This window comes from Massilia aquatica, from assembly GCF_011682045.1.
Lineage (GTDB): Bacteria > Pseudomonadota > Gammaproteobacteria > Burkholderiales > Burkholderiaceae_D > Telluria_A > Telluria_A aquatica.
The window spans coordinates 119,899-127,895 of the sequence record NZ_VVIW01000018.1; the positions used below are offsets into that span (position 1 = coordinate 119,899).

Here is a 7,997-nt window from a genome sequence, read left to right on the forward strand (position 1 = left end):
GAGACGGTGCATCATGATCAGCAGTACCGATCAGAGTAACACGGAGTGGTAGTTCAGTTGGTTAGAATACCGGCCTGTCACGTCGGGGGTCGCGGGTTCGAGTCCCGTCCGCTCCGCCAGCATCAAGAAAGGGCCCGATTCGTCGGGCCCTTTTTCTATTCCCCTTTTTGTTTTGTCTCTCTGTCCCCGGAACCGCCTTGGCCCACGCCTACGTCACGTTTCGCCGCCGCCTCGCCATCCACGCGTTCCGGCGCTTTGGCGCCAGCCTGAAAAGCTCGGCCGAGATCATGCTGCTGGTGTTCGCCCAGGTGGTCATCGGCCTGTTCGCGCTGGTCGCCCTGCCCCCCATGTACGCCGCCTCGCAAGCACCCCTGCACGCCATCGGCCTGCTCACCGCGCACGGCCTGGCGATGGCGCTGCCGGCGCTCCTGCTGCGCAAGCGCGTGCTGCCGCTCGACGTGGTGTACTGGCTGCGCCGCCTGCCGGTGCCGCCGTCCACCCGACTGGCGGCCGATGCGCTGGTGGCGGCCATGATGGTCGGGCCGCTGGCGCTGCTGTACGCGGTCTCGGCGACGGTCTGGGTGGTCCAGCGGCCCGACTGGCTGCTGCCCGTGCGCGGCGTGCTTGGCACGCTGTTCTCGCTGCTGCTCACCTACGCCTGCACCATCGCCATGCTGTCGCTGCGCATGCGCCGCGCCCCGGCCAGTGCGCGCTGGCAGCGCCGCCTGGCGCCGCCGCCGGTGCGCTATGCGGCGCATCAATGGCGCTGGCGCGTGCTGATGCTGTGGCATCGCCTGTTCTGGCTGCCCTTCTGGCGCAACGAGAACATGGTGGGGCGCCAGCAAAGCCTGATGCTGGCGGCGGCCGTGGGCGCGGCGCTGCCATGGATGCAGGCGCCGCCCGGCGTCGCGCGCGCGGTGCTGGCGCTGGTCACCAGCGCGCTGATGGTGCTGCTCACCGACCGGGGCGACAAGGCCGTGCGCGAGCAGATTGCCGCGCTGCGCCCTGTCATGGCGGCCTGGCCGCTGCACGCGCGTTCAGTGCAACTGGCGGCGCGCGCGTTTGCGCTGCTGCCCGCGCTGCTGGTGCTGGCGATCGTGTTCGGCGGTGGCCTGGTGCATGGTCTGTGGGCGCGTCCGGCCGGGCGCGCGTATCTGGTCCTGGGATGCGTGGCGCAGGTGCTGCTGGTGGCAATTCCGCGCTTTACGCCGCGCGCGCGGGTGGGCCTGGTGGTAGTGCAGATTCTGGTATTGACGGCGGTGGGGAGCGAACTATGGCAGTAGAACAGAAGGACGGTCCGGTGCTGCATATCCGGGGCTTGCATTTTCATTTCGATACGCGCCCGGTGTTCGTCGATTTTGAGGCGGACATCGACGCCGGCATCACCTGGCTGCGCGGCGCCAACGGCATGGGTAAGACCACCTTGCTCAAGCTGGCGGCCGGCGCGCTCACGCCCAATCGCGGCTCGATCGCGTTAGGCGGCGTCGATTGCGCGGCGCAGCCGCTGGCCTACCGGCTGGCGGCGTTTTACTGCGGCGGCGACCTGCCCGATTTACCATGGCTGACGGTGCAGGAATTGCTCTACCTGCACCTGGCGCTGTATCCGGACGCCGAGGCGCGCCTGGTCGAACGCCAGCTCGAGGCTTTCGGGGTAACCGGAACCCTGGGGCAGGCGCTGTCGACCCTGTCGCTGGGGCAGCACAAGAAGGTGCAGTTGTCGCTGGCCCTGGCGCTGCCGGTGCGTTTGCTGCTGCTCGACGAGCCATTCAACGGGCTCGATGCGGCCGCCGTGGAATACCTGCGCGGGCAGCTGGAGAAACTGGGGGCAAGACGGGATGTGTGCGTGCTGCTGACCAGTCACCTGGAGCCGCTGGTGACGGTCAGGCGCATGCTGGACCTGGATCGCTGACGCCAGCTTACGCGCACTGCCTGGCCACCTGCCCCACCGCCTGCCCCGCCTCGACGCGGTTGCGTCCCGCGCTCTTGGCCGCGTACAGCGCGTGATCGGCGCGCGCCAGCGCGGCGTTGATATGCTCGCCCGGCTCGACCGCCACCACGCCGATACTGACCGTCATCGCATACGCATCTTCCAGGCCGGGCAGGCGCGCGCCCTGCACCGCCAGGCGCAGGCGTTCGGCGGCATGCAAGGCGCCCGCCAGGCCGGTCCCCGGCATCACCAGCGCGAATTCCTCACCGCCGAGCCGGCCCATGATGTCATGCTCGCGCAGGCTGGCCTGCGCCGTGGCGCTGAACACGCACAGCGCCTGGTCGCCGGAGGCGTGGCCGAAGCGGTCGTTCAGGCTCTTGAAGTGATCCAGGTCGAGCATCATCAGCGACACCGGGCTGCGCAGGCGCGCGGCGAGCAGGCGCGCGCTGTCGGTGCGCTCGAAAAACGCGCGCCGGTTGACCAGCCCCGTGAGGCTGTCGATGGTCGCCAGCAGCGCCATGGCGCGGTCATCCTTCTCCTTGCACAGCAGCAGAAAGCCGAAGCCGTTCACGATCATCAGGAGGTAGCCGGCGAGGTAGGCGACGCTTTGCACCACGCCCGGCGCACCGCTGACCACGCCCAGGCTGGTGTGGCTGAAGCAGGCGCGCAGCGCCATCGCTGTCGCGAACACCAGGTTGTTCACGCCGATGATGCGCTGCAGGGCCGACGCCGGGCGCCCGGGACGCAGCAGCGCGGCCGCCATGGCGCCGCTGAACAGGGCGATCATCAGCGACAGCATCACGCCCATGTCGCGCGCGCTGGCGCCGGCCAGCGGCGCTGCGTAATACAGCAGCAGGCACAGCGCGGTCAGCGGATAGAGCATGCGGCGCCAGCGCTGGTAGCCGAAAAACGCGCAGTACGCGGCCGCTTCGAGCGTGATGCCCAGCACCAGCACCGAGGCCGTGGCAACGCTCATCCACAGCGGCACGCCGGCGCTCTGGAGGTAGGCCAGCAGACTGGCGATGCCCTGCACCAGCTTGGCCCATTTTCACATGCGCATGGCCGGATTGACAGCGCCGGAACGCGCATAACCCGCCATCAGCATGGCGAAGGCAATATTGCCCACGGCCAGTACCAACATGAAGGTCTTGATATCGATCACTGCGCATTCCTAGTGGATAAAACACGGCCGCTCCACGACGCAGGCAATTGGCCGGGCGCCGGGATGCAGGTTGAATAATTAAATGTTAATGAGTGTTACCTTGCGGCATCATAATACACGACTTATCGACTTCGTACTTACTGTGGCAAAATTATGCTAAACGTGCCGACGTGCCGCACACGGCAGTTGCATGGCGCATAATCGAGCTCGTGCGTGAAATTCCCCCTCTGGAGTTACTTTGATCTTTGGTTTTTTGAAATCGCCGCCGCTGTCGCCCCGCCTGCACCGCCTCAAGAGTTCGGTCCTGTTCAATTCACTGACCCCGCTCGAGCTGAAAATTGTCGATGGCCTGATGCACGAGCGCCGCTACCTGCTCGACGAAATCGTGTTCGACCAGGGCGAGGAAGGCCAGGCCCTGTACCTGGTCACATCGGGCAAGGTGGCCATCAGCCGCGCCCAGGGCAGCGCTTTCATGGTGGTGTCCGAACTCGGTCCGGGCAGCGTGTTCGGCGACATGGCGCTGCTGGACGATTCGCCGCGCACCGCGCAGGCGCGCGCGATGGAAAACTGCGAGCTGGCGGTGTTCTTCCGCGCCGATTTCCTGGGCTTGATGGAAACCGACGCCGTGATCGGCTATAAAATTTCGCTGACCCTGGCGCGCCTGGTCGGCCAGCGCCTGCGCGACTGGATGGGCGGCAGCCCGCAGGTGGAAGCCTTATGACGTCGCGCGAGCGCGCCGGGCCCGTGGTCTGGTGCGGCATCATCGCCGTTACCTGCCTGCTCCTGATCCTGCTCGAGCACATGCTGTGGCTGGCCATTCCGTTCATCTTCGGCACCGTCCTTTACTACATCCTGCTCGCCCCGATGCAGCGCCTGATCCGCGCCGGCGTCGGCCAGGACCTGGCGGCGCTGACCGTCGGCGGTGGCTTCGTGGCAGCCATCTCGCTGGTGCTGGTGCTGGTGTTTTCGTACGTAGCCGTGCCGGAAGAATCGTGGCAGGCGCTGCTCGGGCATTACCTGGAAGGCGGCGTGACCTTCGTGCGCAACACCATGCAGCTGCTCGAGCAAAAATTCCCGGTGCTCGAACAGATGAAGCTCACGCGCGTGGTGAACCGGCGCTTCAAGTCCTTCACCGACAACTTCGCGCAGCAGCACCTGGCCGGGCTGCTGGTGGCGATCGCCGGCTGGCTGCCATCGCTGCTGCTGGCGCCCTTCCTGACCTTCTTCTTCCTGCGCGACGGCGCCAGCTTCAAGCGCTTCCTGGCGCGCGCGGTGCCGAATGCGTTTTTCGAAAAGACCCTGTTCCTGCTGCACGAAGTCGACCAGACCGCGCGCCGCTATTTCCAGGGCCTGATCAAGCTGACCGTGATCGACACCATCATGCTGGCGCTCGGGCTGTGGCTGATCGGCGTATCCTCGCCGCTGGCGCTGGCGCTGATCTCGGCGATCCTGGCCTGGGTGCCCTTCGTCGGCTCCGTGGTCGGTTGTATTTTAGTGGTGGTGGTGGCCGCGACCGACGCCCCGAGTAATCCGGTGATCGGCTACGGCGCCATCGGCGTGTTCGTGGCGGTGCGCCTGCTCGACGACTTCATCTTCATGCCGCTCACCCTCGGGCGCAGCCTGCAGATCCATCCGCTCATGACGGTGCTGATGATCTTCGTGGGCGGCTCGCTGGCCGGCGTCGCCGGGCTGATGCTGGTGCTGCCGATCCTCGGCGTGGTAATGGTGGTGGGCGAAACGCTCGGCTGCCTGGTGACCAATGCGCGCCTGCGCGCGCGTCACCGCAACGCCATGGCGCTGCGGGTCAGGCAGGCCAGCGTGGGGCTGGCTAAGTAGGCTCGGTAGCGGCGGCCGGCGCGCGCGACTGGGCCACCAGCAAGGCGTCGAATTGCTCGGCCGGCAGCGGGCGCGCGAACAGGTAGCCCTGGCCGTAGTCGCAGCCGGCCGCCAGCAGCAGGTCGCGCTGTTCATGCGTCTCCACCCCTTCGGCGATCACGCGCAGGCCCAGCTTGTGGGCCATGACGATGATCGCTTCCGACAGCGCCATGTCGCTCGATTCGGGCGCCAGGTTGCGCGTGAAGGAGCGGTCGATCTTCAGGTAGTCGATGTCGAATTTTTTCAGGTACGACAGCGACGAATAACCGGTGCCGAAATCGTCCAGCGCCACCTGGATGCCGGCGTCGCGCAGTTGCAGCAGCTTGTCGGTCACGCCGCTGCTGGCGTCGAGCAGCAAGCCTTCGGTAATCTCCACCACCACCGCCTGGCCCGACAAACCGAGTTCGCGCAGGTGCGCCAGCCAGCCTTCGTAGCCCTTGCCTTCGCGCTGGAATTCGAGCGGCGACTGGTTCACGCTGACCTGGAACTCGGGATGGTGCTCGCGCCGCCAGCGGCTGGCCCAGCGCGCCGATTCCTTGAACACCCACTCCCCGATATCGATAATCAGCCCGCTCGACTCGGCCAGCGGAATGAATTCCAGGGGGCTCACCAGCCCGCGCTGCGGATGCTCCCAGCGGATCAGCGCTTCGGCCTTGTGGATCTTGCCGGTGCGCAGATGCACGATCGGCTGGAAGTACACGCGGAACTGGCCGCCCTTGAGGGCGCTGCGCAAGTCGTTGGTCATGCGCATGCGGTTGATCGCCGCCACCTGCAGCGCCGGCGTGAAGTAGCTGAAGCGGTTGCGGCCCGCGTTCTTGGCCGCGTACATGGCCTGGTCGGCATGCTTGAGCAGGTCGTCGATGTCGCGCGCGTCGTCCGGATACAGGGTGATGCCGACGCTGGCCGAAATATAGGCCTGCTCCTGGCCGAGCGCGAACGGCGCCTGCAGCACGTCGAGGATCTTTTGCGCGATCGCGCCCACGCTGCCGGTCTCACCCAGCTGCGGCAGGATCACGGTGAACTCGTCGCCGCCCAGTCGCGCCACCGTATCCGAATCGCGCACGCAGGCGCTGATGCGGCGCGCGGCGTCAATCAGCAGCACGTCGCCCTGCTGGTGGCCGAGCGTGTCGTTGACTTCCTTGAACTGATCGAGATCGATGAACAGGATCGCCACGCGCGTGCCGTCGCGCCGGCAGCGCAGGATGTCGTGTTCGAGGCGGTCGTGGAACATGCGCCGGTTGGGCAGGCGCGTGAGCGGGTCGAAATTGGCTTGCTGCCAGATCAGCGCTTCCGAGGTTTTTTTCTCGGTCACGTCTTCGATCATGCACAGGTGGTGCGCGCTCGCATCTGCCTGGGCATCGATGGCGGCGATCGACATGTCGACCCAGACCACGCTGCCGTCGGGACGCAGCAGGCGGCGCGCGCTCTTGAAGCTGGCGATGGCGCCGGCGCCCAGCTGCGCCATGCGCGCCGCTTCGCCGGCCACGTCGTCGGGGTGGGTGATATCGTCGCAGCGGCCGCGCTTGAGTTCTTCCGACGAGCGCCCGGTGATCTGGGCGAAGCGCGGGTTGATGTCCTTGAACTGGCCGCTGGCCGAATCGATCAGGGCGATGCCCATCGGCGCTTCTTCGAACATGGTGCGAAAACGCAGTTCGCCCTGACGGATGCTTTCTTCGGCGCGGCGCCGTTCGCGCGCCAGCAGCGACACGTGCACGATGGCCCCGCCGACCAGCAACAGGCCGGCCGCCAGCAGCGAGCGGTACAGCCAGGTCAGGGAACTGGCCGCCGGGTCGCTGCTGTACATGAAGCCGTCGAAGGCCGCGCCGCGTGGAAGCATGCCCAGGTCGGCGTAGATATCGGCGATGTGACGCCAGCGGTCCGGGTTCATGTAGCCGATTTCGACCAGGATCGGCTGCACCAGCGGCTCCATCTGGCGCGCCTCGAACAGCAGGTGCCGGCGGTCGTGGCGACGGGAGTATTTGGACAGGATCAGGTCGGCGATTTCTTCCTGGTTCGCCATGGCATAGGCCCAGCCCTTCATGCTGGCCGCGCGGAAGGCGCGCACCCGCTCCGGGTGGGCGGCGATCTGGCGCTCGTTGGTGAACAGGTTGTCGCCGTAGAAATCGATGCCGGCCTCGCGCGGGCTGTGCACGTCGTAGGCGAAGCTGAGCCGGTCCAGGTAATCGGGCTCGTTGGTGATGTAGGCCGAGTAGGCGTCGACCTTTCCCTTGACCAGGTCGTCCGGATTGAAGCTGTGCTCGACGCGCACCAGGCTCTTGAGGGAAACGCCTTCCTTGTTCAGGTAGGCGATCAGTTCGTCGGCCTGGGTGAGTTCGTCGGTCAGCGAGCCGATCATCACGCGCTTGCCCTTGAGGTCGCGGATATCGGGCTGCGTACTGCCTTTTCGCACCAGCAGCACGTAGGGGGAATGCTGGAACACCACGCCCAGCACCACCAGGGGTTTGCCGGCCAGGCGCGCCAGCAGCAGGCTGCTGCTGCCGACGCCGAACTCGGCCTTGCCGGCGCTGACGTTGCGTTCGGGTTCGTTGCCGTCGGTGCCTTCGGCGATCACCACGTCGAGGCCGGCGTCGCGGTAATAGCCTTTTTCGAGGGCGGCGTAATAGCCGGCGAACTGGAACTGGTGAGTGTGCTTGAGCTGGAGCGTGACCTTCTCAGCGGCATGCGCGGGCGTGCCGACGCACAGGGCGAGCGCCAGGGCGAAAGCCGTCGGCGCGCGGCGGGCCAGGGAGAGTCGGATCATCAGTCGGTCACACGGTCAGGTGTGCACTAAAGCAACGTATGGATACGATTGTACTGACCTTCGCGATAGTGACAGTGGAAAATGCGAAGTGTGTGCGTGGCACAACAAGTGGTGTTGCAAAAGCGGTGCAGCGTCGTCCCCGCGAAGGCGCTATGCTATGCCCACATTTTTGCAAGTTTCCAGCCGTGCACCATGCTGTCGAAGCGCTGTAGCCCATGCAGCATGGTGATCGGTCCCGGTTTTGCTTCGCTGGCATAGCCGGTCCATCCTCC

General features: G+C 66.2%; 6 protein-coding genes and 1 tRNA gene. 5 read left to right on the forward strand and 2 right to left on the reverse strand.

Annotated elements, in window-relative coordinates; genetic code table 11:
- Positions 1 to 42 precede the first annotated feature (42 nt).
- The 3 genes from F1609_RS24775 (at position 43) to F1609_RS24785 (ending at position 1,909) form a co-directional block, all read left to right on the forward strand.
- A tRNA-Asp gene (locus F1609_RS24775) sits at positions 43 to 119 on the forward strand.
- Between the two features lie 78 nt (positions 120 to 197).
- On the forward strand, positions 198 to 1,283 hold the full coding sequence (locus F1609_RS24780; protein ID WP_167079321.1) for a hypothetical protein: 1,086 nt from the start codon (positions 198 to 200) through the stop codon (positions 1,281 to 1,283).
- Positions 1,274 to 1,909, forward strand: a complete 636-nt coding sequence (locus tag F1609_RS24785) for an ABC transporter ATP-binding protein (protein ID WP_167079322.1) — start codon at positions 1,274 to 1,276, stop codon at positions 1,907 to 1,909. Before F1609_RS24780 ends, F1609_RS24785 begins: the two co-directional genes overlap by 10 nt.
- Positions 1,910 to 1,916: 7 nt before the next feature.
- Here the strand turns inward: F1609_RS24785 and F1609_RS35265 are convergent, their stop codons facing one another.
- Positions 1,917 to 2,960: a GGDEF domain-containing protein gene (locus tag F1609_RS35265; protein WP_370661670.1), complete on the reverse strand. Its 1,044-nt coding sequence runs from the start codon at positions 2,958 to 2,960 to the stop codon at positions 1,917 to 1,919.
- Between the two features lie 367 nt (positions 2,961 to 3,327).
- Between F1609_RS35265 and F1609_RS24795 the strand changes: the two genes are divergently transcribed.
- Together F1609_RS24795 and F1609_RS24800 are read left to right on the forward strand one after the other, a co-directional pair.
- On the forward strand, positions 3,328 to 3,810 hold the full coding sequence (locus F1609_RS24795) for a cyclic nucleotide-binding domain-containing protein (RefSeq protein ID WP_126074778.1): 483 nt from the start codon (positions 3,328 to 3,330) through the stop codon (positions 3,808 to 3,810).
- On the forward strand, positions 3,807 to 4,925 hold the full coding sequence (locus F1609_RS24800) for an AI-2E family transporter (protein ID WP_167079323.1): 1,119 nt from the start codon (positions 3,807 to 3,809) through the stop codon (positions 4,923 to 4,925). Before F1609_RS24795 ends, F1609_RS24800 begins: the two co-directional genes overlap by 4 nt.
- Here the strand turns inward: F1609_RS24800 and F1609_RS24805 are convergent.
- Positions 4,918 to 7,725 (reverse strand): EAL domain-containing protein, encoded by a 2,808-nt coding sequence (locus F1609_RS24805; RefSeq protein ID WP_167079324.1) that lies wholly within the window; start codon positions 7,723 to 7,725, stop codon positions 4,918 to 4,920. The two genes, F1609_RS24800 and F1609_RS24805, sit on opposite strands and share 8 nt — an antisense overlap.
- Between the last annotated feature and the right edge of the window lie 272 nt (positions 7,726 to 7,997).